The sequence below is a fragment of the Mesorhizobium sp. WSM4833 genome, assembly GCF_055811095.1.
The window spans coordinates 1-24,175 of record NZ_JBVVQG010000024.1; the positions used below are offsets into that span (position 1 = coordinate 1).

Sequence of the window (24,175 nt, forward strand, 5' to 3'; positions counted from 1 at the left end):
GCCAAGGTCCGGGCGGCCACCCGGACCTTGGCTCAATCGCTCTAATCCCACGAAATCTCTCTCGTGTAGATACAAGGAGTCAGCAGACGCTGGCGCCCGTCTCTTCTCCCCTCGGGGAGAAGGTGGCCGCGAAGCGGCCGGATGAGGGGGCTTCGTAAGGCGAGCCCTCGATATCTGGTGCAATAGAATCCGGCCCCAGGGAATTCAATCTTGGCCTGTCCCATGCAATAAAACGCTCTGATCCGAGACCAGCGCCATGACCCTTACCGGATTCCTCGCCTATAGTGCGGCCCTCGGCATCGCCGCCGCGATTCCTGGTCCCGGCATCACCGCGCTGGTCGCCCGTGCGCTCGGCTCAGGCTTCCGATCGTCGCTGGCGATGTCGTTTGGCCTGATGGTTGGCGACATCACCTATCTGACCGCCGTGGTGCTTGGCCTCGCCTTCGTCGCACAATCCTTCGGCATGGTTTTCCTGGCCGTCAAATGGCTCGGCGTCGCCTATCTCGCCTTTCTCGGCTGGCGCTTCTGGAACAGCGGCATCACGCCCGAGACCGTCGAGGCCGGAAAAGGCAAGGGCGGCTTGCTGTCGAGCTTTGCCGCCGGCCTGACCGTCACGCTCGGCAATCCGAAGACGATGATCTTCTATCTCGCGATCACGCCGACCATCGTCGACCTGAAAACCATCACGCTGGCGGATTACGGCATCCTCGTCGCGCTGACCGTTGTCGTGCTGTTGGTGGTGCTGGTGCCGTATCTGGCGCTGGCGGCCAAGGCGCGCTGGTTTCTGAAATCGCCCCGCGCGCTCAAGGCGCTGAACCGCACGGCGGCCGGCTTCATGGTCGGTGCTGCTGCAGCGATTGCCGCTCGGCAATAGAGAGCTTTCGGCCAAAGCATTTCGCAAACAGGCCTTTGCGAGAAATGCTTTTCCGGGACGGCACGGTTTTAGACACAGGTCCCACTCGGATATTTTCAGCCGACAGTCTATCTTGCGCGACCGAAGGCCCTATCTTGCCGGCTGCAATTCCACTGCCTGAAATCCTTACTCGCCTGAAGTTCTGGGAGCGAAACAAATGAACAAGTCCGCCACATCAGCCCGCGTGCCCGGCCGCGGCCGCGTCTACAATTCCATCACCGATACGATCGGCGACACTCCCCTGGTGCGGCTCGACAAGTTCGCCAGGGAAAAGGGCATCGTCGCCAATCTCATCGCCAAGCTCGAATTCTTCAATCCGATCGCCTCGGTCAAGGACCGCATTGGCGTGGCGATGATCGAGGCACTTGAGGCATCAGGCAAGATTTCTCCCGGCAAGACAACGCTGATCGAACCGACGTCGGGCAACACCGGCATCGCGCTTGCCTTCGCCGCCGCGGCCAAGGGCTACAAGCTGATCCTGACGATGCCCGAAACAATGTCGGTCGAGCGCCGGAAAATGCTGGCGCTGCTCGGCGCCGAGCTGGTGCTGACCGAGGGTCCGAAAGGTATGAAGGGGGCCATCGCCAAGGCCGACGAACTGGCAGCGACGATCCCCAATGCGATCATCCCGCAGCAGTTCGAGAACCCGGCCAATCCGGAAATCCACCGTACGACGACGGCCGAGGAAATCTGGAACGATACGCATGGCGAGGTCGATATCTTCGTCGCCGGCATCGGCACCGGCGGCACCATCACCGGCGTCGGCCAGGTGCTGAAGAAGCGCAAGCCCTCCGTGCATGTCGTCGCCGTCGAGCCCGACTCCTCGCCGGTTCTGTCGGGCGGCCAGCCCGGCCCGCACAAGATCCAGGGCATCGGCGCCGGTTTTGCGCCCAAAATCCTCGACACGACGATCTATGACGAGATCGTCAAGGTGTCGAACGAGGATTCGGTGGCCAATGCCCGCCTCGTCGCCCGCCTCGAAGGCGTGCCGGTCGGCATCTCTTCGGGCGCCGCCCTGCAGGCGGCCATCGTCGTCGGCTCGCGGCCGGAGAACAAGGGCAAAAATCTTGTGGTGGTCATCCCGTCCTTCGCCGAGCGCTATCTGTCGACAATCCTGTTCGAGGGGCTGGGATCGTAGTCCGACGCTCCTTCGCGTCCAAGCTGGCCCGCTGAAAAAACGCGCGTGGCCGCCATCGGCGGCTTGAGCGCGGCACCGCTTCCGGTTCATATCGCCCCGGCCTGCTTTGCGCGGCCGGGGGAGAATTTCATGTACAAGCTTTATACCCGTCCTGGCAGCGGCGGCTTCGTCGTCGAGGCAGCGCTGGTGTTGGCGAATGCACAGTTCGAGCAGATCGACGTGCCGAAGACCGACCGGCCCGACCCCGCCTTCCTCGACATCAGTCCGTTGAACCAGGTGCCGGTGCTGACCTTGCCGGACGGAAGCTCGATGACGGAATCGGCGGCGATCTGCATCCTGCTTGCCGAGCGTCATCCCGATGCCAATCTGGCGCCGGCAGCAGACGCGCCTGCCCGCGCCGATTTCCTGCGCTGGATGGCCTTCATGTCGTCGGTGCTCTATCCGGCGGTGCTGCGTTTCTACTACGCATACCGCTACACTGCCGATCCCGAAGGCACCAAGGCGGTCAAGCAGGCAGCCGTGGCCGAGATGGACCGTGGCTTTGCCGTTCTGGATGCCGCGCTTGAAGGCCGTGACTGGCTGGTCGGCGAGCGGATGTCGCTGGCCGACATCTATCTGGTCATGCTGGTGGCCTGGCATCCCGACATCGACAGCGCGCGGACGGCATGGCCGAACATTGAACGCCTGTGGGCGCGGCTGCGCGACCATCCGCTGATGAAGACGCTCAACACCTCGCACGAGATGTGGCCGGGCTGAAGCTCAATTTCTGAGCACTGCCCGCTTTTCCTGCAGGAAGCGGCGCACCGCCGGGTCGCGCTCGAGGCCGATCGCCCGGTCATAGGCTTCGCAGGCTTGCAGTACCTGACCAAGCCTGGCCAGGAGACCGGCGCGTGCGGCCCAATAGGGCTGATAGTCATCAAGCCGTTTGTCGTCGCCCAGCACGTAGAGGGCCGCCAATCCCGCCACTGCGCCCTCGGCCTCGGCGATCGCCACCGCGCGATTTATCGCCACCACCGGCGATCCTGCGATCGAAAGCAACGCGTCGTAGAGCTCGCGGATCGCCGCCCAGTCGGTGCGGCCGGTCAGCCGTCGTGCCGCATGCGCGGACTGCACGGCCGCCTCAAGCTGGTAGCGGCCGATGATGCCCTTGGCCGCGGCGTTGGAAAGCAGCGCCTCCGCCTCATCGATCAGCGCGCGGTCCCATAGAAGGCAATCCTGTTCCGCCAGCGGCACGAAGCCGCCGGCGGCGCTGCGCCGTGCGGCGCGGCGCGACTCAGCAAACAGCATCAGCGAGAGGAGGCCCAGCGCCTCCGGCTCCTCCGGCAACAGCGAAGCCACCAGCCGGCCGAGCCAAATGCCTTCGGTCGCCAGATTGCGCCCTCGCGTCTCGGTGCCCGCCGGGTCGGACCAGCCTTCGGCGAAGGCGGCGTAGATCGCTTCCAGCACCGCATCCAGCCGTTCGCCGAGTTCGGCCTGCTCCGGCACGCGGAACGGAATACCGGTTTCACGGATGCGGGACTTGGCTCGCACCAGGCGCTGGCCCATCGTTGCCGGCGAGACCAGGAAGGCGGAAGCGATCGTCGCGGCGTCGAACCCCAGCACCGTCTGCAGGATGAGCGGCGAACGCACGCTCGATTCGATCGCCGGATGGGCGCAGGCGAACATCAGCCGCAGCCGCTCGTCGGGCAGGTCTTCGTCGGTCATGCGCGCCTCCGCTTCCTCGGCAATCAGCTTGAGATGCTCGCGGCCGGCCTCGCTGGTCAGCCGGCGCCGCACCGCATCGACGCGGCGCCGCCTTGCCACCGCCAGCAGCCAGGCTTCCGGTTTCTTGGGTACGCCGGTTCTTGGCCAGCGTTCGAGGGCGGCGGCAAAGGCATCGGCCAGCGCGTCCTCGGCTGCGGCCACGTCGCGCGTGCGGGCCGCGAGCCAGGCGACAAGCTTGCCGTAGCTTTGCCGGGCGGCGGTCTCCGCTGCCGCCCGCGCGATCTCCAGGCCACTTTCCATCACATGGTCTGTTCCCAGATCGGCCGCAGCTCGACCGTGCCGGCGCTGGCCGCGGGGCAGCGCGCCGCCCAGGCGATAGCGGCATCGGCATCCTCGGCCTCGATCATGTAGAAGCCCGCAAGCTGCTCCTTGGTGTCGGCATAGGGGCCATCGAGCACGTTGGTCTTGCCATTGACCATCCGCACCGAAGTGGCGGCCTGGGTCGGCTTCAGCCGGTCGCCGGCCAGCCAGGCGCCGGATTTCTTCAACGCATCGGTATACGCGCCATAGGCAGCGCTGATCTCGTAGGTCTTATCGGTCGGCGCGGCCGCCATCGCGGCTTCATTGACGTAGATCAAAAGCATGTATCGCATGGTCTTCTCCCGTTGTTTCGAAGGCTGCTTCGTTTGCGAGCCGGACGTATGTCGCGCGGCCCTGGCCGATTTCGACAGGCATTGGAAAAATCTTTCGGCTCCGAAGACATTTCACGCAAGCGGCCATCTGTGCATCCCGCACTCAACCATTCGTCTAACGCATGGGATTGCGGGTTGGCATTTCCATCTCGCTGTCTAAACTCGCTTCTGTTCGCGTCAGGGAGGTGATGCGGCTGCTATTTCAGGGAGGAAATCAGATGTTCCATTTCAGGACGAAACTTGTTGCGGCCGGCGCCGTGGCGCTGTCGCTTGGCCTAGGCGCTGTTTCCGCCAAGGCGCAGGAATTCATCAACGTGCTCACCGGCGGCACATCTGGCGTCTATTATCCGCTCGGCGTGGCACTGTCGGAAATCTACGGCAAGGGCATCGAAGGCGCCCGCACCCAGGTGCAGGCAACAAAGGCTTCGGTCGAAAACCTCAATCTGTTGCAGCAGGGCAAGGGCGAGATCGCGTTTGCGCTGGGCGATTCCGTCAAGCTGGCCGCCGAAGGCAATGCCGAGGCCGGTTTCCCCGGCAAGCTCGATAAGTTGCGCGGCATCGCAGCCATCTATCCCAACTACATCCAGATCGTCGCCAGCCGGGAGTCCGGCATCAAGACGCTGGCCGACCTCAAGGGCAAAAGCCTGTCGGTCGGCGCGCCGGCCTCCGGCACCGAGCTCAACGCCCGCGCCATCTTCGCCGCCGCCGGGTTGAAGTATGAGGATCTCGGCCGGGTCGAGTATCTGCCCTTCGCCGAATCGGTCGAGCTGATCAAGAACCGGCAGCTCGACGCCACGCTGCAATCGGCCGGGCTCGGCGTCGCCTCGATCCGCGACCTCGCCACCTCCGTGCCGATCAATGTCGTGGCGGTGCCGGCCGAGGACGTCGCCAAGATCGGCGCGCCCTATCTGTCGGTGGTCATTCCCAAGGGCACGTATGAAGGCCAAAGCGAGGATGTCGCCACCGCCGCCGTCGGCAATTTCCTCATCACCCGCGCCGATGTCTCCGACGAGACCGCCTACCAGATGACCAAGCTGATGTTCGACCATCTCGACCAACTGGCTGCGGCACATGCCGCCGCCAAGGCGATCGACCCGGCCAAGGCGCTCGACGGCATGCCGGTGCCGCTGCACCCCGGTGCCGAGCGGTACTACAAGGAGAAGGGCTTGTTGAAGTAGGGCGGGTCCGTCGGATGACCGAAGCAACGTCTGGAACATCAACCGACGGCAAATCCGCCATCTTCCATCTGCCTGCCGTCGAAGAACAGGTCGAAGGGCTGCCGCCGGGCTTCGGCGACGGCCTTGCGGGCAAGGCCGCCTTTCTCATCGCCGTCGCCTTTTCCGTGTTCCAGATCTATGTCGCCGCCTATGGCAGCATTCCGAGCCAAGTGGTGCGGGCCATGCATGTCGGCTTCCTGCTGCTGCTCGGCTTTGGCCTGATCGCCAATCTGCGCGCCAAGAGCATGCCGGCGAAAGCCGCGTTCTGGACGCTCGGGGCGCTCGGCTTCGGCACCGGCCTCTACAATTGGGTGTTCTACACCGATCTGATCCGCCGCTCCGGCTTCCTGACCACGCCGGACCTCATCGTCGGCGCGGTGCTGGTGGTGCTGGTCTTCGAGGCAGCGCGGCGGCTGATGGGCCTGCCGCTGGCGGTCATCGCTTTCATCTTCCTCGCCTATTGCTTCGTCGGCAACCATTTGCCGCCGCCGCTCATCCATCGCGGCTATGATTTCGCCCAGCTCGTCGACACCTTCGCCTACGGCACCGAAGGCATCTACGGCACACCGATCTATGTCTCGGCTGCCTACATCTTCATCTTCGTCGTCTTTGCCGCCTTTCTCGAACGCGCCGGCATGATCGCGCTGTTCAACGATTTCGCGCTTGGCCTGGTCGGCTCGTGGCGCGGCGGCCCGGCGCAGGTCTGCGTGCTGTCCTCGGCGCTGATGGGCACCATTTCCGGCTCGGGTGTCGCCAATGTGGTGGCCAGCGGCCAGTTCACCATCCCGCTGATGAAGCGCTTCGGCTTCCGCTCGGCTTTTGCCGGCGCCGTCGAGGCGACCTCCTCGATGGGCGGCCAGATCATGCCGCCGGTGATGGGCGCGGTCGCCTTCATCATGGCCGAGACGCTGAACGTGCCTTATGCCGAAGTGGTCAAGGCGGCGATCATCCCGGCGCTGCTCTATTTCGGCGCCTGCTTCTGGCAGGTGCATCTGGAAGCCGGCAAGGCGGGCCTGCACGGCATGGCCAAGGCCGAGCTGCCCAATCCGTGGGACGCGGTGCGGCAACACTGGCCGCTGATGCTGCCGCTGGCAGCGCTCATCTACCTGCTGTTTGCCGGCTATACGCCGATCTTCGCCGGCACGATGGGCCTGGCGTTGACCATCGTGCTCATCCTCGGCACGCCGTTGGCGGCAGCGATCGGGCCGTTGGCCTTCCGCATCGTGTTCTGGATCGCGCTCGGGCTTGCCGCCGCTTCGTTCATGAAGTTCGGCGTCAACCTCCTCGGCCTGGTGATCGCCGCATTGGTCGTCGCCTGCTTCACGTTCAAGGGCGGCCGCGAGACGTTGCAAATCTGTGTCGACTCGCTCGCCGAAGGCGCCAAGAACGCGCTGCCGGTCGGCATTGCCTGCGCCATTGTCGGCATCGTCATCGGCACGCTGACGCTGACCGGCATCGCCTCGACCTTCATCGGCTGGATCATCTCGATCGGCGAGGACAATTTGTTCCTGTCGCTGGTGCTGACCATGGTCACCTGCCTGGTGCTGGGCATGGGCATTCCGACCATTCCCAACTACATCATCACCTCGTCGCTGGCCGGGCCGGCGCTGCTCGAGCTTGGCGTGCCGCTGCTGGTGAGCCACATGTTCGTGTTCTATTTCGGTATCATGGCCGATTTGACGCCCCCGGTGGCGCTGGCGGCGTTCGCCGCCGCACCGATGGCCAGGGAAAGCGGCCTGAAGATCGGCATCCAGGCGACCAAGCTGGCCATTGCCGGCTTCGTTGTGCCGTTCATGGCTGTCTACACGCCGGCGCTGATGCTGCAGGACGCAGGTCCGATCGCCGCCCAGTTCGGCTATCCCGTCGAGGTCGCCTACATCGTCGCAAAAGCGTGCATGGGCATCGTGCTGTGGGGTGCCGCCGCCGTCGGTTTTCTGGTCACCCGCATGGCGTGGTGGGAGCGGCTCGTCGCCTTCGCGGCCGGCGTGCTGCTGGTCGCCGCGGTGCCGCTCACCGACGAGGCCGGCTGGGTGCTGGCGCTGGCCTGGATCGGCTGGCACTGTTTTCGCGCGCGGCAGGCTTCAGTCAGAACATGAGCCTGTGCCTCCTGGCCGCGGGCAAGACGGTAACGCTCTCCGTCGCCGCCTTCACGCTGTCCTGGACGCATTCGGTGGAACGGACGCGCTGGCAAGAAGACTGGAAGGTCACGTCCTCCGGCCTGCAGGTGGTCGAAGCCCGGATCGAGGGCTCGGGCGCCGGCATGGAGCCACCGGAAGGCGCTGTGCTGAAGGAGGGTTGGTGGAGCTATGCGCCTGATGTCGGCCCGCAGCGGCGCGTCGTGCTCGCCGCTTCAGGTGCAACCAGCGACGGCTGGACACTGTGCACGGTTCAGGGCTGCCGGGAATTGGGGAGGACGGCAGGCGGACCGATCGTGCTCGAGCCGTGCCGGCCGGATGGCACGAGCCAGCCGCGGTAGCGCATAGCCACACCCTCAGCCAAGGAACCGCTTGCGCAGCTCCGGAGAAGGAATGTCGCAAGCATCCTTCCTGCCGAACAGGGCGTAGCGGTTCCTGGCGATGCGATCATAGAGCCAACCACGCAGCGGGCGCGGCAACAGCAACAGTGCCTTGGCCGCCCGCCAAGGCCAGCCGAGTTCCGCCATGACGGCGACAAAACTGTCCAGCCGCGTGAAGGCGACGCCGTCGATCAGGACGAGATTGGTTTCGTAAGAGTCGGTGCGCAGTCCATGCTTCCGGAACAGCGCTTCACCGAAGGGCGACTGCGCGGTGGCGAAGCGGAAACGGCCTTGGCGGTCGAGCCTGACCACCATGCGCACGAAACCGGAGCAGAGCACGCAGACGCCATCGAAAACGATCAATGGATGGCGTGAGTCGAGAACTGTTTCGAAGGGACGAGTTGACTGGGGTCGAACTGGTTGAAGATGGTCCGTCACGCTGGCCTCGGCTGCTCGTGTCCTATGACACTAAGCCGGCCAGCGATGGTATCAAAGCCGTGGCGATGTCGCACGGCGCCTGTCGGCGAGAGCGGGACGCTCGGCGCGATAGGTGGTGGCGCGGGTAGAGGCGGCCGGCCTGCAGATCCGGCTGTTGTGGCGATTTTCGAAAGCCATGATCAGTGCGCGCCCAGCGAGTTGCCGCGACGGGCGCAGGCCGGGCCGGGGCCGCGCATGTAATAGCGTTCGGGCCGGTAGGTCGGCGCGACGAATTCGCGGATGGCGGCGGCATAGCCGATGAGGTGCGCGAGGAAGTTCATTACCTTGTCCCTGTCCCGATTTTCGGATGTCCCTTCCGAATTGCGGTCATCATAGCGTCGAGGCGTGAATAGTCGGTGAACGTGATGTTAATATCTGGTCGAAAATGCCTTGCTTCGTGGCTGGAATGCGGCTGATTCGGGGTCTTTCCGTGCAGTTGGTTGGCATTCCGGCCAATGTGACTTTTGCATCACATATGTTTCGTTTGAATGTCGCCTGCGCGCGGTTCTGTTTCAACTTTTGCCGAGCCCGCGAAATTTCCGTGCTGGCGGCCAGAACCAACCAGGCGGCCCCTTGGCATCCAGATCGGCGCGGGAGCGCGGAACTGGAGCGCGATCTGTCCGTTCTCACCTTCATCTGGTTCTGAAGGGAAGATATCATGGCGCCGCGTCCGGCCTGGAGAGGCTATCTGAAGCTTTCGCTGGTCACCTGTGCCGTCGAACTGACCAATGTCGTCACCCATACGGAGCGGGTCTCGTTTCGCATTCTCAACCGCAAGACCGGCAACACGGTGAAGCGCCTCTATGTCGATGCCGAAACCGGCAAGCCGTTGGAGGAGGATGACGAGATCAAGGGTTATGAACTCAACGATGGCAATTTCATCCATATCGAGGAAGACGAGATCGAGGCGGTGCAGATCGAATCCTCGCACACGATGGCGCTCGACGGCTTCGTCGACAAAGCTTCGATCCAGCAGATCTATCTCGACACGCCCTACTATGTGGCGCCGGCCGACAAGGTGTCGGAAGAGGCGTTCGCCGTCATTCGCGATGCGATGGCGGGCAAGAAGATGGCCGGGCTGGCGCGTATCGTGCTCTACCGACGCGAACGGCCGGTGGTGATCGAACCGCTCGGCAAGGGCATGGTGCTGACGACGCTGCGCTACGACAACACGGTACGTCAACCGGACACCGTCTTCGGCGACATCGAGCCCGTGAAGACCGATCAGGAGATGACCGATCTGGCCGAGTTGATCATCGACAAGAAGAAGACGAAGTTCGATCCCTCGAAATTCGACGACAAATACGAGGACGCGCTGCTGGAGCTGATCCGCGCCAAGAAGGCCGGCCACAAGGCGCCGAAGGCCAAGGCGGCGCCCAAACCTTCCAATGTCGTCAATCTGTTCGACGCGCTGAAGAAGAGCTTGTCGGACTCCGGGTCATCGAAAACATCTTCGTCGGCGAAGGCCAGGCCAGCGGCCAAACGCGCCAAGTCGAAAGCCAGCGCGCCCAAACGCAAATCGGCGTGAGGAACCCCAACGAATGGCCAGCCTCGAACAATATCATTCCAAGCGCGATTTCAAGAAAACCGCCGAACCGGCCGGCAAGGTCGCCCGGACCAAGCAGGGCGGCGCGGGCGGCATCTTCGTCATCCACAAGCATGCCGCGACGCGGTTGCATTACGACTTGCGGCTCGAGCATGACGGCGTGCTGTGGAGCTGGGCGGTGACGCGCGGCCCGAGCCTCGACCCGCATGAGAAGCGACTGGCTGTCCATGTCGAGGATCACCCGATCGACTATGCGCCGTTCGAAGGCACCATTCCCAAGGGCGAATATGGCGGCGGTTCGGTTATCGTTTGGGACGAGGGCACCTGGATTCCCGAGATCGACCCGGCCAAGGCGATGAAAAAGGGCCATATCAGCTTCGAGCTCAGGGGACACAAGCTGCATGGGGCATGGCATCTGGTGCGGCTGAAGCCGCGTGCGGGTGAAAAGCGCGACAACTGGCTGCTGATCAAGTCGGACGATGCCGCAGCGCGTCCCGGCGAGGACATCCTCAAGGAAGCGCCTGAATCGGTGAAATCGGGCCTGACCATCGAGGAGGTCGGCGAGGGCAAGACCGCGAAGGGCGAGAAGCCGAAAGTCTGGCATTCCAACAAGCCGGTCGGCGGCAGGGCGAAGGCCGCGGGCAAGAAACTCGACTTCATCGAGCCGCAGCTGGCCACGCTGGAGCGCGATGCGCCGCCGGGCAAGGACTGGCTGCACGAAGTGAAGTTCGACGGCTATCGCATGCAGGCGCAGATCGCCGGCACCGATGTGCGGCTGCTGACCCGCACCGGCCTCGACTGGACGAAGAAATTCGGCGGCGAGATCGTCGCGGAGTTGGCCGGGCTGAAGTGCAGCGACGCCATCCTCGATGGCGAGGTGGTGGTGTTGGCCGACAGTGGTGTTTCGTCCTTCGCGCTGCTGCAGCAAGACCTGTCGGCGAAGCGGACCAATCGTTTCATCTATTACGTGTTCGACCTGATGCGCCTCGATGGAAGGGATTTGCGGCGCGAGCCGCTGGTCGAGCGCAAGCAGGCCTTGCAGGAACTGCTCGGCGAACACTCCGACAATGCGGCGGTCCGCTTCAGCGACCATTTCGCCGAACCCGGCAAGATCATGCTGGAGCATGCCTGCCGGATGGGCCTGGAAGGCGTCGTCTCCAAGCGTGCCGATGCACCGTATCGCAGCGGCCGCGGCCCAACCTGGGTGAAGTCGAAATGCACGGCGCGGCAGGAGTTCGTCATTGGCGGCTACCTGCCGTCGGACAAGACCGGGCGCGGCCTGCGCTCGATCCTGGTCGGCTTCCACGAGGGCGGCAAGCTGCATTATGCCGGCCGCGTCGGCACTGGTTTTTCGGGCAAGGGCGCCAATGAGCTGAAGGCAAAACTCGATGCGTTGACGGCAAAATCATCGCCCTTCTCCACCGCCGTGCCGAAGGGCAAGGGCCTGGTCTGGGTCAAGCCTGAACTTGTCGGCGAAGTGGAGTTTCGCAGCTGGACCTCGGACCGTATAATACGCCACGCCTCGTTCCAGGGGTTGCGCGAGGACAAGCCGGCGGAGGAAGTCGTGCAGGAAAAGCCCAAAGCGGCGACAGGCAAGCCATCGACAGGCAAGAGCACGGCCAAGCCGGCATCAGGCGGCAAAGCCGCCGGGTCGATGACGACCACGGTCAAACTCTCGCATCCCGACAAGCTGCTGTGGCCGGACGAAAACATATCCAAGCAGGGCCTGCTCGACCATTACGCACAGGTTTGGCCGCGCATGGAACAGTTCGTGGTCAACCGGCCGCTCAGCCTGGTGCGGGCGCCGGACGGTGTCGGCGGCCAGCGTTTCTTCCAGAAACATGCCTCGGCTGGCATGAGCGATAAGATCGCGCGCATGAAGGACCCGACCGACGGCGAGGAGATCCTGTTCATCCGGGATTTCGATGGTGTTGCCGCACTGGTCCAGTATGGCGTGGTCGAGATCCACATCTGGGGGTGCACGATCGATGAGATCGAAAAGCCCGACCAGATCATCTTCGATCTCGACCCGGACGAAGGCGTCGACGTGAAGGCGGTGCGCGAGGCGGCGCTCGATATCAGAGGCAAGCTCGACGAGCTGTCGCTGCCGAATTTCGTCAAGACCTCGGGCGGCAAGGGCTATCACGTGCTGGTGCCGCTGAAGCCGTCTGCCGAATGGGACGCGGTGAAGGGCTTCGCCCATGACTTTGCCCGCGCGTTGGAGCAGGGTGCCCCCGATCGCTACACGGCGACGCTGTCGAAAAAAGCGCGCACAGGAAAGATCTTCGTCGACTATCTGCGCAACGGCAGGGGCTCGACGACGGTCGCGCCCTATTCCTCGCGCGCCAAGAAAGGCGCCACCGTGTCGATGCCGGTGACCTGGCCAGAGATCGAGGCCGGCTTGCCGCCGAACGCTTTCCCGATCGGCGACAAGACGACGCTGAAGCAGCTGGCGAAAGCCGATCCGTGGAGGGAATTTTTCAAGCAGGGGAAGGCGTTGAAGCGGGGGTAGTTCGCGCAATTTGCCAGCGCAGCGATCCTTCACGCCCCCTCTGGCCTGCCAGCTGACGAAATCAGCGTCGGCTCCTCAGCTCAGAAACACCTTCTCGAAAGCCTGCTTGCCCGGCAGCGAGAAAATCACCGCGCGGCTGTCCTTCTCGCGGCGCGCCCATTTCTCGGCAAGGATCTTGTCGAGGATGGCGGCGCCCAGCGTGCCGGCGAGGTGCGAACGGCGCACGCTCCAGTCGAGGCAGGCGCGGCATACCGGCCGGCGCGGCTTGGTGTAGACGTCGATGCCGATCGCGGCGAAATGCGAAGCCGCCGATGGCCCGAGCCTGATCTCTTGTTCGTCGCGGACCAGTACGTTCTTGGCGACGAGCCGGTCGAGCATCGCCACTGCCTGCTCGCCGGCGAGGTGATCGTAGCAGACGCGCGCCACGCGCATCGCTGCATCGCGCGGACCCGGCCGCACACGCTTTGGACCGACGGCTTCCGCGACGCCTGTGATGGCTTCGATCATGCCCGCCACCTGCGGTCCGGCGAGGCCGTAATAGCGATGCCGGCCCTGGCTCGCCACCGTCAGCAGCCCACGTTCCATCAGTTTGCCCAGGTGCGAGCTGGCGGTCGGCAGCGAGACGCCGGCCTCGAGCGCCAGCTCGCTTGCTGTCAGCGCCGTGCCGCCCATCAGGGCATTTAGCATGTTTGCCCGTGCCGGGTCGCCGACCAGGCTGGCGATGCCGGCGATGTCGGGTCCTTCGCGCATAGTTCGTTCCTCATCGAAGCGTTCTTGTCAGATAATCACTATTCTCCGGTGAGATCAAGGAGACGACGATGGCCGCACGAACCGCTTTCCCCTCAGCCCCGCTCCACAGCCGTCGGTTCTTCCCGTTCGTCAGCTGGTTGCGTTCGCGGCTGCTGGCCCGCTGGTATGACCGCCATCTGCAGCGTCTCGATCTTGCCGAGATCGACGACCATCAGCTGCGCGACCTTGGCCTGACGCGGCAAGACGTGCGCCGCGAATGCGCGAAGTCCTTCTGGCAGCCCTAGCAGACCAGTCGGCACGACGTTTCGATGCCGTTCAAACTATCGACGCAAGCCGAGGAGACCACAATGACCATCACCTGCTTCATCCGCTACGAGATCGACCCGTTCGGCAAGGCGGCCTTCGAGGAGTATGCGCGCAACTGGGGTCAGGCCATTCCGCGCTGCGGCGCCGATCTGATCGGCTATTACGCGCCGCATGAGGGCTCGGCGACGACCGCCTATGCGGCCTATAACATCGAAAGCCTGGCCGCCTACGAAGCCTATCGCGCCCGGCTTGCCGCCGATCCCGCCGGCAAGGCAAACTACGAGTTCGCCAAACGCGAGAGATTCATCCTGAAGGAGGATCGCATGTTCCTGAAACTGGCCTCAGGCCCGCACGCGAAACTGGTGCTGCCGTGATTGCCGTCATCTTCGAGGTCGAGCCGGCGGAGGGTCGGCGCGATGCCTATCTGAGCATCGCCGCGGACCTGCGTCCGCTGCTCGACGGCATTGACGGCTTTCTCTCCATCGAGCGTTTTCAGAGTCTGGCCGATCCGAACCGCATCCTGTCGCTGTCGTTCTGGCGAGATGAGGAAGCCGTGAAGGACTGGCGCAACACCGAGGAACACCGGCAGGCGCAGAAGGCCGGTCGCGGCGGCATCTTTGCCGGCTACCGATTGCGCATCGCCCATGTCGTGAGGGACTATGGGCTGACGGAAAGGGACGAGGCGCCGGCCGACAGTCGGGCGGTGAATGGGTGAGTGAGGCTACTCACGCATTCCCGATCAGCACGCCGGCCGCGAACACCAGGGCGCCGCCCAGCACCACCTGGAAGGCGGCGCGCAGGAAGGGCGTCTGCATGTAGCGGTTCTGGACAAAAGCGATCGCCCACAATTCGAAGAACACCACCACCGCGGCAACCCCGGTCGCCGTCCAGAAATGCGGAATGAGATAGGGGAGTGCATGCCCGAGACCGCCCAGCGTCGTCATGATGCCGACGGTCAGACCGCGCTTGAGCGGCGAGCCGCGGCCCGACAGCTTGCCGTCGTCTGAAGCGACTTCGGTGAAGCCCATCGAAATGCCGGCGCCGATCGAGGCGGCAAGCCCGACCAGCAGCGTCTGCCAGGTGTCATGCGTGGCAAAGGCGGCAGCAAAGATCGGCGCCAGTGTGGACACCGATCCGTCCATCAGCCCGGCCAGCCCTGGTTGCACATAGGTGAGGATGAACTGGCGCTGCTCGGCGGCGGTCTCTTCATCCTTCACTTCGCCCGGCACATGTTTCTGCTCCAGCCGCTGCGCCAGTGTCTCATGGCCCAGTTCGGCCACCGCCAGATCGTCGAGCAGTTTTCGCGTCGAGGCATCCGCCGTGCGCTTGGCAGCCTCGACATAGAAAAGGTAGGCTTGCCGCTCCATCGCCTCGGCCTGGCTGCGCACGTGCTCGATGCCGAGCGGCCGGACCAGCCAGTCGGGCTTGCGCTCGTAATAGCCCTTCACATGTTCGCGCCGGATCAGCGGAATGCGCTCGCCGAAACGCTTGCGGAAAAGCTCGATCAGCGAATCGCGATGGCCATCCTCTTCCTCGGCCATCTCCTCGAACACTTTTGCCGATTGCGGGAAGTTTTCCGTCAGGCCGTCAGCATAGGCCCGATAGATGCGACCGTCATCCTCCTCGGACGAAATGGCCAGCGCCAGGATCTCCTGTTCGGAAAGCGATTCGAAGGGGCGGCGGCCGAAGCCGAAAACACGGGAAAGCATGAGGAATTCACCCTAGTTTAGAATAATTCTAAACTAGGGCTCAAGGTGCCTCCGGTCAATTGCGCGCTTGGGTCGCGGTCAAGAATTGTTGAAGCTCGCATGCCGGGCCGACCCCTTCATTATCAGTGAATGTTCACCTATATAATTCAACCCAACCAGAACAAGGAACCCGCAGATGACGGCAAAACAGCCTCCGCATCCCTATGACCCAAAGCCCGTTCTCGATCTCATCGCCAGCATCGAAGCCGATCTGCAGCGCCTGAAAGGCCTGGTCGAGCAGCAGGTCGAGAAATTCGACCCCGCCAATCCGCACAACAAGGCGCCGGACGGCAAACTGACCGAGGAAGGCGTCGAGTGCTGCTACCGCATGTTCGACGAGGGCAAGTCGCGCTATTCGGTCGCCCAGCAGATGAAGATATCCTTTGCCGCCGCCAGCCACCGCTTCAACAACTGGCGCAAGCTGGGTGGGAGCAAGAGGCAGAGGACGCTGTTGGGGTGAACTCGTGGGACGGCGGCGGGACGGCGCCCCCCTCTGTCCTACCGGACATCTCCCCCACGAGGGGGAGATTGGCAGCTTCATTAGGTGTGCCCCTTCTTCAACGTTGGAAATTGGCGAAAGCGGATACCCAGCCGATCTCCCCACCCATGGGGAGATGTCCGGCAGGCCAGAGGGAGGCGTGCAGCCGAGGCGTTGGCGACCGCCTCGCTAAACCTTGTAACGGTCACATTTTTCCCATGGTGCGCCACCTCCCTTTGCGGGCATCATGGAAAGACCCCTGTCCACTGGACCTCACATGACCGCCACCACCCCTCCCAGCATCGCCGACATCCACGCCGCCGCCGCGCGTCTCGCCGGCCTGATCGTCGAAACCCCGTTGATCGAATCGCAGGAGCTGAACAAGCGCTTCGGCGGCCGCATCCTGTTCAAGCCGGAGACGCTGCAGCGTACCGGCTCGTTCAAGTTCCGTGGTGCCTACAACAAGCTGTCGTCGCTGAGCGACGAAGAACGCAGCCAGGGCGTCGTCGCCTTCTCGTCGGGCAATCATGCGCAGGGTGTCGCCGCTTCGGCCGCGATGTTCGGCGTCAAGGCGGTCATCGCCATGCCTTCAGACGCGCCGGCGATGAAGATCGCTAACGTCCGCAAGATGGGGGCGGAGGTGGTGCCGTTCGACCGCTTTCGCGACGACCGCATGAGCGTGGTTCGCCCTTACGTGGAAAGAGGCATGGTGCTGGTGCCACCCTTCGACGACCCGGCCATCATTGCGGGCCAAGGCACGATCGGCCTCGAATTGATGCGCCAGGCAAAAGCGCTTGGCGTCGACCTCGACGCGGTCGTCATTCCCTGCGGCGGCGGCGGCCTGACCAGCGGCATTTCGGTTGCCGTCAAGGACGCCTCGCCCAACACTGCGGTCTGGGCGGTGGAGCCCGAGAATTTCGACGACACCCGCCGGTCGCTGGCCGCCGGCGCCAGGGTGTCGAACGAACCCGGCCACGCGTCGATCTGCGACGCGATCCTGACCGCGGAGCCCGGCCTGATCACCTTCGAGATCAACCGCAGGAACCTGGCAGGCGGCATCGCCGTCTCCGACAAGGCGACGGCACAGGCGATGCGCGACGCCATGGCCTATCTCAAGCTGGTGGTCGAGCCCGGCGGCTGCGTGGCGTTGGCGGCGCTGTCGTCGGGCGAGATCGAACTATCCGGCAAATGCGTTGCCGTGGTGCTGTCCGGCGGCAATGTCGATTTCGGCACTTATGCCGGGATCATGGCGGCGGCTTGAGACGGGATGTCCAAAGGGTCCGACATGGATCTGAGGCAGGTTTCGCCTTGGATCACTCCTCGCCCGCCTCCAAATCGTCGGCGGGCTGAACATGGTCATCTACCGCCCGCTCACGCGTTCTGAGCTGCCCGACGATACAGCATCCCTTGCCCGCACTCTCATCGGCAAGATCGTGGTGCGCGAACTGCCCGAAGGCATCGCCAGCGGCCGCATCGTCGAGACCGAGGCCTATGTGACCGGTGACGCCGCCGGGCACGGCTATCGGGGGATGACCCCGCGCAACCGTTCGCTGTTTCTCGACGCTGGGCACGCCTATGTCTATCTCGCCTACGGCATCTCCTACATGCTCAACGTCTCGAGCGAGATGCCGGGGGTCGGAACCGGCGTGCTCATCAGGGCGCTCGAGCCGCTCGAAGGCATTGCGCTCATGCGGCTCAATCGCGGCATCGAGCGCTTGCGCGACCTTGCGCGAGGACCGGGAAGGCTGGCCCAGGCGTTGCGGATCGATCGTTCGCTCGACGGGCTCGATCTCTGCCGCAAAGGCCCGCTATGGCTGGCAACCGACGAGCATCAAGCCGGCGACATCGCCCAAGGCATCCGGATCGGCATTACAAAGGATGCCGATCGCCCGCTGCGGTTTTACGTCAAGGGGAGCGCCTTCGTCAGCGGCCCGAAATCGCTCAACGGTTAGTGGCAGTTATAAACCATGGAGATTGGCGAAAGCATTTCTCCCTTCGTCATCCACGGGCGGAGCAAGGAGCAAAGGCTGGTAGCAAGACTGGACGTCGTGCGGCGTCTAATCCAGCGTCCGCCGGAATCGCACCAATGCTACGCCGGCAAACAAAGCCACGAACACCACCAGCCAACCGATCTCGCCGGCCACCGCCGGCAGTTCGGCGCCCTTCAGCATCACCGCGCGGGTGATGCGCAGGAAATGCGTCAGCGGGAAGATCTCGCCGAAGATTTGTGCCCAGTCCGGCATGCCGCGATACGGGAACATGAAGCCGGACAGCATGATCGACGGCAGGAAGAAGAAGAAGGTGAGTTGGAGCGCCTGCATCTGCGTGCGGGCGATGGTCGAAATCGTGTAGCCGAGCAGCACCAGCGCCAGCACGAAGATCAGCACGGCGGTCAGGAGCAGCGACATCGATCCGGTGAAGGGGATGGCGAACAGAAGTTTCGCCGCCGCCAGCACCACCACCACCTGCACGCCGCCGACCGCCAGATAGGGCAGCACCTTGCCCATCATGATCTCGAGCGGGCTGGACGGCATCGCCAGCAGGTTCTCCATCGTTCCGCGCTCGGTCTCGCGTGTCAGCGCGATCGAGGTCATCATCACCATGGTCATCTGCAGGATGACGCCCAGCAGGCCGGGCACGATGTTGTATTGCGAGATGCCTTCGGGATTGTAGCGCCGGTGTACGACGACATCGAGCTGACCCTTGGCGGCCTCGGCGGCGGCTTCCTGCGTGCCTTGCGCCCTCAGCAGCGCCTGGCTGGCGACTGTGCCGAGCGTCGAGATGGCGCCGCTTGCCACCGCCGGGTCGGTGGCGTCGGCCTCGATGAGTATCTGCGGGCTGTTGCCGCTCTCCACCCTCCTGGCGAAATCGGCCGGGATGGTGACGACGAAGGCAACGTCGCCGCGCGATATCAGGAACTCGGCCTCGGCGGCACTTTGCGCGACATGGTCGAAACGATAGTAACCGGTGGTCTGCAGCGCCGCGACAATGGCGCGCGTATAGGGATCGTTGCTCGTCGCCACGAGTGCTGCCGGCAGGCTTTTCGGGTCGTTGTTGATGGCGTAGCCGAAAAGCACCAATTGTATCAGCGGCACGCCGAGCATCATGGCGAAGGTGATGCGGTCGCGCCGCATCTGGATGAATTCCTTGATCAGCAAGGCGCCAAGCCGGGCGAAGGAAAAGACGCTGTTCATGCCATGTTGTCCTTCGAGCCGGACATGAACTGGATGAAGACGTCCTCGAGGCTGGTTTCGCCGGGCGAAACTTTCACGCCCTTGTGCTCTCTCTCGACATCGGCAAGCGCGGCTTCGAGCTTCTTCTTGTCGGAGCCGACGACATGCAGCGTCGCGCCGAACGGCGCCACCTGATCGACGCCGGGGCGGCCCTGAAGCGCTTCGGCGACCTGATCGAGGCGCGGACCCTGCAGGACGAAGGTGGTCAGCCCGGCATTTTTCACCACTTCGGCGACAGTGCCGGTGGCCAGCATCTTGCCATAGGAGATGTAGCTGATGCGGTGGCAGCGCTCGGCTTCGTCCATATAGTGGGTGGAGACCAGCACGGTCAGCCCGCCGCTGGCGAGGCGATGGATCTCGTCCCAGAACTCGCGCCTCGCCTTCGGGTCGACACCGGCCGTAGGCTCGTCGAGCAGCAGCAATTTCGGCTTGTGCATGATGCAGGCGGCCAGCGCCAGCCGCTGCTTCCAGCCGCCCGACAAGGTGCCGGCCAGCTGGTTGCGGCGCGACGTCAGGCCGAGGTCCTCCAACGTGCTCGCGACATGCTCCTCGACCGGCTTCAGCCGGTAGAGCCGCGCGACGAATTCGAGATTCTCGCCGATCGTCAGATCCTCGTAGAACGAGAATTTCTGCGTCATGTAGCCGACTTCGCGCTTGATGCGCAGGCTGTCGGTGCGGATGTTGAAGCCGAGCACCGTGCCTTCGCCCTCGTCCGGGGTCAGCAGGCCGCACATGATGCGGATGGTGGTCGTCTTGCCCGAACCGTTGGGGCCGAGAAAGCCGACGATCTCGCCCTCGGCAACCGACATCGTCACATGGTCGACGACGGTCTTGTCGCCAAAGCGCTTGACCAGGCCGTGGACGTCGATGGCGTTCATCTTGCGCTGTCCGCCAGATCGACATCGACGATCTGGCCGGGCTGCAGCGGGCCGGCATCGCCCTCCGGCCGCGCCTCGACCAGGTAGACCAGCTTCTGCCGGTTCTCGAGCGAATAGATCACCGGCGGGGTGAACTCGGGATCTGGCGAGACGTAGCTGACGCGCGCCTTCACATCCGGGCCGCAGCCGTCGCAATGGACGCCGAGCAAGGTGCCGACCTTGACCGAGGAGAAGGCGCTCTCCGGGATATAGACGCTGAGCTTGACCGCGCCGTCGGGCAGGATCGAAATCACAGGCGCGGTCGGACCTGATGTATCGCCCGGATTGCGGATGACGTCGTTGACGCGGCCGGGCGAAGGGGCGGCCAGCACCCGTTTCGACAGCCGCCACTGCGCCTGCTCCAACGCGGCCTGCGCCTGCTTGACCTGATTGTCGGCGGCCTTGATCGTCTCGGGGCGCGCCGGCAGGCCGCCGACGGCGAGATTGGATTTGGCCTGGCCGACCTGCGCATTGGCCGTTTCGAGCGTGGCCGACGCGGTGTCGAAATCCGCTTGCGTGCCGGCGCCGCGCTTGAACAGATCGGCGGCGCGGTCGTATTTGCGCTTGGCGTCGGCGGCCTGGGCGCTGGCCATATCGACCTCGGCCTTCAGCACGGCGATCTCTTCCGGCCGCTTGCCGATCTGCAGGTCGGCGAGTTGTGCCTGCGCCTGTGCAAGGCTTGCCTGCGCCTGCGCCACAGCGATCTTTGCATCGGCGCTTTCCAGCGTCACAACGGTGGTGCCGGGCATGACACGGTCGCCGCGCTTGACCGTGACGGTCTCTACCTGCGCCACCTCGATCGGCGCCAGCAGCACGTAGTCGCCTTCGACATAGCCGACGGCCAGCGGTGCTGCCGGGGCACAGGCCGAGAAGAGCTGCGCGGCGAGCGGCAGCGAACACAGAAAGCTCATGGTCTTTGCCCCTTTGTCTTTGCCCCTTTTCTGGCGGCCAATATGGCCTTGAGATTGCCCGATGTGACCGCCACCACCTTGGCGGCCTCCGCGGCCCCGATATCGGGCCAGCCCATGCGGCGCATCACCGCCTCACGGCCGATGCGGAAATAGATGACCTGGCCGATCAGCGTGAACACGGTGAGCCTTGTGGCCTCGCTTTCGGCGGGCTCGCCAGTTGCCTGTTCCCACAGCTGGCACAGCCGGCGATGGCTCGGCTCGAAGACACCGTCATAGATACGATCGAGGGCTGCCGTTGGATGGGAAAGTTCGCGCAGGATGAACTGCACGATCTCACCGGCCTGCGGACTGGCCACGACAAAGCCGACCATTCGCTCCAGCGCCGCGAAGAGCTGCGCCTGCGCTGCCTCCGGACCGACCGGCGCGGGCGCCTGCGCATTGCCGAGCGCCGGGCCGGCGACCGTCTGGATGGTCTCGACGATAAAGTCGGCGGCGGCCGTGCGAAGACCCTCCTTGCTTCCGAAATGATAGGCGATCGAGCCGATATTGGCTTGCGCCTCGGCGGCGATCTCGCGCGTCGAGGTGCCATCGAAGCCCTGCCGTCCGAACAGCTTCAGTGCCGCCTGGACAAGCGCCGCGCGCGTCATCTCGGCGGGCTCGCGACGAAGAACTTTGGGCTCAGGTAGTTTGATCATGAGCGCACTTTAATCAATCGATTGATTAAAGTCAACTTCTGTTCGTCATTGTCTTGCCATCGACGGCGGCAAACGCTTTAGTGCGCGGCCATGGGCAAGGAAGTCGAACGAAAATTCCTGGTCACCAGCACCGCATGGCGGGAGTTGGCCGAGGCCAATATCCGCATTCTCCAGTTCTATCTCGCTGCCGGCCCCGGGCGCACAGTGCGCATCCGCATCAGCGACGGCACTTCCGCCAAGCTGACGCTCAAATTCGGCAGCAAAGCGCGCGAGCGCGACGAATTCGAATACCCGATCCCGCTGTCGGAGGCGGTGGAGATGCTGGACTTCGCCATCGGACGTGTCATCGAGAAGACACGTCACCATGTTAGGCACCGTGGCTATCTCTACGAAGTCGATGTCTTTGGCGGACCGCTTGCGGGACTTGTGGTCGCCGAACTTGAGACGCCGGAGGACGTGCCGGACGAAATGCTGCCCGACTGGCTCGGCCGTGAAGTCACCGGCGAGCAGAAATTCTACAACGCGTCGCTCGCCCTTGGTGGGATTCCGGAGATCGCCGCATGAGCTTTCGCATCGATCCGCGCCTGCCGCTGACCGGCGAGGTCAGGAGAATCCTTGCCGAGGAGATCGGCAAGGCGCTGCATCATCTTGACGCCGCACGGAGCCGGCCGGAACAGGCGCTGCACAAATGCCGCAAGCGGCTGAAGAGCGCTCGCGCCTTGCTGCGGCTTGTTCGTTCCGGTGACGAAACATTCTGTGAGACAGAAAACCAGTGCTACCGCAACGTGGCGGCCCTGCTTGCCGGCCCGCGCGAGGCGACAGCGCTGATCGAAACCATCGACCGCCTGGCGGCAAGCTTTCCCAAGGAGGGCGCCGACGATGGGCTGGGCGCGGTTCGCGACAGGCTGATCGCGCGCCAGCATGAATTGCACGAAGGTACAGGGCTCGAAGCGGCCATCGGTGCTGCGACCGCCGCCTGCGAGGAGGGCCTGCACCGCATCGGCACGCTGGCCTTGCCCGACCAGCCGGAACAGGCGGCCGACGTGCTTGCCGAAGGCGCCCGCGTCACGCTGCGCCGCGCCAGGAAGGCGCTCGACAAGGCCGGATCGCGGGGAGCGGCCGATGATTTCCACGATCTGCGCAAGGCGGCCAAGACCCACGGCATGCATCTGTCGCTGCTCGGCAGGCTGTGGCCGACACCGATCAAGGCAAGGCGCAAGGCGGTCGACGAACTGGGCGAGCGGCTGGGCGACCTGCACGATGTGCTGGTGATGCGCGCCCTGCTCGAGGCCGACGACCGGCTGCTCGGGCCGCCCGAGGACACGAAACTTCTGGCCAAGCTTTTGAAGCGGTCGGAAAAGCAGCTGAAGAAGAGCTGCCTTGCCGAGGCGGCCGAGCTGTTCGGCGACAGTCCCAAACGCTCGACACGCAAACTGGCCCGCAAGGCGCGCGACGATCTGGCTGCGCCGCCGGAAGAGGCCGCGGCATCGTAGGATGACTTGGCGCTCTTCCTCTCAGTCCGGACGGAAGAAAGGCGTGCGCTAGCCCTCATTACCCGCCCATGCTAATCGCCATGGAGTATGACCGAGCCCGGCGACACGCTTCTGGATCGACTTGGCCGCTGGCTTGCCGGCCGGCTGCAGGAAGAATCGTCCGGATACGAGCCCTACACCCCATCCGATGCCGAAACGCTGCGTCGCACGCTTGAGCCCGGCGACATCCTGCTGATCGAGGGCAACCAGAAGATCTCGGCGGCGATCAAGTACCTGACCCAGTCGACCTGGTCGCATGCGGCCTTCTATATCGGCGATGCCTTGCCCGCGCCGGCGGACGGCTCGGAGCGGCCGCGCCTGATCGAGGTCACGATCGGCGAAGGCTGCGTCGCCGTTCCATTGTCGCGCTACCGCACCTACAACACCCGTATCTGCCGGGCGAGTGGGCTGGCGCCGGAGGATCGCGACAAGGTCGTCGCCTTCATGATCGGCAAGCTCGGCCTGAAATACGACCTCAAGAACATTTTCGACATGCTGCGTTTTTTCTTCCCGACACCGCCGGTGCCGGTGCGCTGGCGCCGCCGCATGCTGGCCTTCGGTTCCGGCGATCCGACACGGGCGATCTGCTCGACGCTGATTGCCGAGGCGTATGGCCAGATCCGCTATCCGATCCTGCCCGAGATCACCCGTGCGCCCGGCCGCGCCTCGGCGCAGTCGAACTATTCGCGCAAGGAAATCCTGCACATCCGCCACCACTCGCTCTACACGCCGCGCGATTTCGACCTGTCGCCCTATTTCCGCATCGTCAAGCCGACGCTGGAATATGGTTTCGACTACCGGGCGGTGACCTGGGACGACAAGCTTGCCGATCCCGGGGCCAAGGCCGCCGAATAAACGCGATCAAATGAGTCCAGCCGCTGCACAGGACCG

General features: G+C 64.1%; 28 protein-coding genes. 18 read left to right on the plus strand and 10 right to left on the minus strand.

What is annotated here, in order from left to right; genetic code table 11:
• Nucleotides 1-256 precede the first annotated feature (256 nt).
• From AC0L2D_RS30015 to AC0L2D_RS30025, 3 genes are all read left to right on the plus strand, one after another.
• The gene (locus AC0L2D_RS30015; protein WP_473543794.1) at nt 257-874 is read left to right on the plus strand and encodes a LysE family translocator; all 618 of its coding nucleotides are present in this window, start codon (nt 257-259) and stop codon (nt 872-874) included.
• Nucleotides 875-1,070: 196 nt separating this feature from the next.
• Nucleotides 1,071-2,051, plus strand: coding sequence for a cysteine synthase A (cysK, locus tag AC0L2D_RS30020; RefSeq protein ID WP_013528637.1), 981 nt, complete (start codon nt 1,071-1,073; stop codon nt 2,049-2,051).
• 129 nt (nt 2,052-2,180) lie between these two features.
• Entirely contained in the window at nt 2,181-2,807 is a 627-nt protein-coding gene (locus AC0L2D_RS30025) for a glutathione S-transferase family protein (RefSeq protein ID WP_473543796.1), read from the plus strand.
• Nucleotides 2,808-2,810: 3 nt separating this feature from the next.
• Here AC0L2D_RS30025 and AC0L2D_RS30030 read toward each other — a convergent pair whose 3' ends face one another.
• Nucleotides 2,811-4,055 carry an RNA polymerase sigma factor gene (locus AC0L2D_RS30030; protein WP_473543797.1) on the minus strand — a complete coding sequence of 415 codons (1,245 nt, stop codon included), beginning with the start codon at nt 4,053-4,055 and terminating at the stop codon, nt 2,811-2,813.
• Nucleotides 4,055-4,408, minus strand: coding sequence for a YciI family protein (locus tag AC0L2D_RS30035; RefSeq protein ID WP_013528640.1), 354 nt, complete (start codon nt 4,406-4,408; stop codon nt 4,055-4,057). The genes AC0L2D_RS30030 and AC0L2D_RS30035 overlap by 1 nt, the downstream gene beginning before the upstream one ends.
• Before the next feature lie 257 nt (nt 4,409-4,665).
• Between AC0L2D_RS30035 and AC0L2D_RS30040 the strand changes: the two genes are divergently transcribed.
• Genes AC0L2D_RS30040 through AC0L2D_RS30050 form a run of 3 tightly spaced genes read left to right on the plus strand, consistent with a single transcriptional unit; the run spans nt 4,666 to nt 8,140 of the window.
• Nucleotides 4,666-5,625: a TAXI family TRAP transporter solute-binding subunit gene (locus AC0L2D_RS30040; protein ID WP_024502189.1), complete on the plus strand. Its 960-nt coding sequence runs from the start codon at nt 4,666-4,668 to the stop codon at nt 5,623-5,625.
• Nucleotides 5,626-5,639: 14 nt separating this feature from the next.
• Nucleotides 5,640-7,760: a TRAP transporter permease gene (locus AC0L2D_RS30045; RefSeq protein WP_473543799.1), complete on the plus strand. Its 2,121-nt coding sequence runs from the start codon at nt 5,640-5,642 to the stop codon at nt 7,758-7,760.
• The gene (locus AC0L2D_RS30050) at nt 7,757-8,140 is read left to right on the plus strand and encodes a DUF1850 domain-containing protein (RefSeq protein WP_063173466.1); all 384 of its coding nucleotides are present in this window, start codon (nt 7,757-7,759) and stop codon (nt 8,138-8,140) included. The genes AC0L2D_RS30045 and AC0L2D_RS30050 overlap by 4 nt, the downstream gene beginning before the upstream one ends.
• Before the next feature lie 15 nt (nt 8,141-8,155).
• Here AC0L2D_RS30050 and AC0L2D_RS30055 read toward each other — a convergent pair whose 3' ends face one another.
• Both AC0L2D_RS30055 and AC0L2D_RS30060 read right to left on the minus strand, forming a co-directional pair.
• Entirely contained in the window at nt 8,156-8,617 is a 462-nt protein-coding gene (locus tag AC0L2D_RS30055; RefSeq protein ID WP_063169650.1) for a thiol-disulfide oxidoreductase DCC family protein, read from the minus strand.
• 179 nt (nt 8,618-8,796) lie between these two features.
• A complete protein-coding gene (locus tag AC0L2D_RS30060) occupies nt 8,797-8,937 on the minus strand; it encodes a hypothetical protein (protein WP_013528645.1) in 141 nt (46 codons plus the stop codon).
• 149 nt (nt 8,938-9,086) lie between these two features.
• Here AC0L2D_RS30060 and AC0L2D_RS30065 point away from each other — a divergent pair, with 149 nt between their 5' ends.
• From AC0L2D_RS30065 to ligD, 3 genes are read left to right on the plus strand one after another with little or no spacing between them, the layout of a single operon-like run.
• Nucleotides 9,087-9,302 carry a hypothetical protein gene (locus AC0L2D_RS30065; protein WP_127218916.1) on the plus strand — a complete coding sequence of 72 codons (216 nt, stop codon included), beginning with the start codon at nt 9,087-9,089 and terminating at the stop codon, nt 9,300-9,302.
• Between the two features lie 12 nt (nt 9,303-9,314).
• A complete protein-coding gene (gene ku / locus AC0L2D_RS30070) occupies nt 9,315-10,184 on the plus strand; it encodes a non-homologous end joining protein Ku (RefSeq protein WP_473543802.1) in 870 nt (289 codons plus the stop codon).
• Between the two features lie 13 nt (nt 10,185-10,197).
• The gene (ligD, locus tag AC0L2D_RS30075) at nt 10,198-12,714 is read left to right on the plus strand and encodes a DNA ligase D (protein WP_473543804.1); all 2,517 of its coding nucleotides are present in this window, start codon (nt 10,198-10,200) and stop codon (nt 12,712-12,714) included.
• Nucleotides 12,715-12,789: 75 nt separating this feature from the next.
• Here ligD and AC0L2D_RS30080 read toward each other — a convergent pair whose 3' ends face one another.
• A complete protein-coding gene (locus AC0L2D_RS30080; RefSeq protein WP_473543806.1) occupies nt 12,790-13,464 on the minus strand; it encodes an ArsR/SmtB family transcription factor in 675 nt (224 codons plus the stop codon).
• 68 nt (nt 13,465-13,532) lie between these two features.
• Here AC0L2D_RS30080 and AC0L2D_RS30085 point away from each other — a divergent pair, with 68 nt between their 5' ends.
• From AC0L2D_RS30085 to AC0L2D_RS30095, 3 genes are all read left to right on the plus strand, one after another.
• The gene (locus AC0L2D_RS30085; RefSeq protein WP_063169647.1) at nt 13,533-13,748 is read left to right on the plus strand and encodes a DUF1127 domain-containing protein; all 216 of its coding nucleotides are present in this window, start codon (nt 13,533-13,535) and stop codon (nt 13,746-13,748) included.
• A gap of 63 nt (nt 13,749-13,811) precedes the next feature.
• Nucleotides 13,812-14,144, plus strand: a complete 333-nt coding sequence (locus tag AC0L2D_RS30090) for an NIPSNAP family protein (protein WP_013528650.1) — start codon at nt 13,812-13,814, stop codon at nt 14,142-14,144.
• Nucleotides 14,141-14,485 carry an antibiotic biosynthesis monooxygenase family protein gene (locus tag AC0L2D_RS30095; RefSeq protein WP_013528651.1) on the plus strand — a complete coding sequence of 115 codons (345 nt, stop codon included), beginning with the start codon at nt 14,141-14,143 and terminating at the stop codon, nt 14,483-14,485. The genes AC0L2D_RS30090 and AC0L2D_RS30095 overlap by 4 nt, the downstream gene beginning before the upstream one ends.
• A 10-nt stretch (nt 14,486-14,495) precedes the next feature.
• Here AC0L2D_RS30095 and mbfA read toward each other — a convergent pair whose 3' ends face one another.
• Nucleotides 14,496-15,479 (minus strand): iron exporter MbfA, encoded by a 984-nt coding sequence (gene mbfA / locus AC0L2D_RS30100; protein ID WP_013528652.1) that lies wholly within the window; start codon nt 15,477-15,479, stop codon nt 14,496-14,498.
• A 175-nt stretch (nt 15,480-15,654) separates the two neighbouring features.
• On the opposite strand from mbfA, the gene AC0L2D_RS30105 reads away from it, so the two are divergent.
• From AC0L2D_RS30105 to AC0L2D_RS30115, 3 genes are all read left to right on the plus strand, one after another.
• Entirely contained in the window at nt 15,655-15,978 is a 324-nt protein-coding gene (locus AC0L2D_RS30105; RefSeq protein ID WP_024502197.1) for a hypothetical protein, read from the plus strand.
• Nucleotides 15,979-16,273: 295 nt separating this feature from the next.
• Nucleotides 16,274-17,257, plus strand: coding sequence for a threonine/serine dehydratase (locus tag AC0L2D_RS30110; protein WP_473543809.1), 984 nt, complete (start codon nt 16,274-16,276; stop codon nt 17,255-17,257).
• Nucleotides 17,258-17,348: 91 nt separating this feature from the next.
• Nucleotides 17,349-17,948 (plus strand): DNA-3-methyladenine glycosylase, encoded by a 600-nt coding sequence (locus AC0L2D_RS30115; protein ID WP_473543811.1) that lies wholly within the window; start codon nt 17,349-17,351, stop codon nt 17,946-17,948.
• A gap of 105 nt (nt 17,949-18,053) precedes the next feature.
• Here AC0L2D_RS30115 and AC0L2D_RS30120 read toward each other — a convergent pair whose 3' ends face one another.
• From AC0L2D_RS30120 to AC0L2D_RS30135, 4 genes are read right to left on the minus strand one after another with little or no spacing between them, the layout of a single operon-like run.
• Nucleotides 18,054-19,190 (minus strand): ABC transporter permease, encoded by a 1,137-nt coding sequence (locus tag AC0L2D_RS30120; RefSeq protein ID WP_064992708.1) that lies wholly within the window; start codon nt 19,188-19,190, stop codon nt 18,054-18,056.
• Nucleotides 19,187-20,107: an ABC transporter ATP-binding protein gene (locus tag AC0L2D_RS30125; RefSeq protein ID WP_013528656.1), complete on the minus strand. Its 921-nt coding sequence runs from the start codon at nt 20,105-20,107 to the stop codon at nt 19,187-19,189. Before AC0L2D_RS30125 ends, AC0L2D_RS30120 begins: the two co-directional genes overlap by 4 nt.
• The gene (locus tag AC0L2D_RS30130) at nt 20,104-21,057 is read right to left on the minus strand and encodes an HlyD family secretion protein (RefSeq protein ID WP_013528657.1); all 954 of its coding nucleotides are present in this window, start codon (nt 21,055-21,057) and stop codon (nt 20,104-20,106) included. The genes AC0L2D_RS30125 and AC0L2D_RS30130 overlap by 4 nt, the downstream gene beginning before the upstream one ends.
• On the minus strand, nt 21,054-21,752 hold the full coding sequence (locus AC0L2D_RS30135) for a CerR family C-terminal domain-containing protein (protein ID WP_224674790.1): 699 nt from the start codon (nt 21,750-21,752) through the stop codon (nt 21,054-21,056). The genes AC0L2D_RS30130 and AC0L2D_RS30135 overlap by 4 nt, the downstream gene beginning before the upstream one ends.
• 90 nt (nt 21,753-21,842) lie before the next feature.
• Here AC0L2D_RS30135 and AC0L2D_RS30140 point away from each other — a divergent pair, with 90 nt between their 5' ends.
• From AC0L2D_RS30140 to AC0L2D_RS30150, 3 genes are all read left to right on the plus strand, one after another.
• A complete protein-coding gene (locus AC0L2D_RS30140; protein WP_013528659.1) occupies nt 21,843-22,316 on the plus strand; it encodes a CYTH domain-containing protein in 474 nt (157 codons plus the stop codon).
• Nucleotides 22,313-23,245, plus strand: a complete 933-nt coding sequence (locus AC0L2D_RS30145; RefSeq protein WP_473543814.1) for a CHAD domain-containing protein — start codon at nt 22,313-22,315, stop codon at nt 23,243-23,245. Before AC0L2D_RS30140 ends, AC0L2D_RS30145 begins: the two co-directional genes overlap by 4 nt.
• A gap of 87 nt (nt 23,246-23,332) precedes the next feature.
• A complete protein-coding gene (locus tag AC0L2D_RS30150) occupies nt 23,333-24,139 on the plus strand; it encodes a C40 family peptidase (RefSeq protein ID WP_013528661.1) in 807 nt (268 codons plus the stop codon).
• The last annotated feature ends 36 nt before the right edge of the window (nt 24,140-24,175 follow it).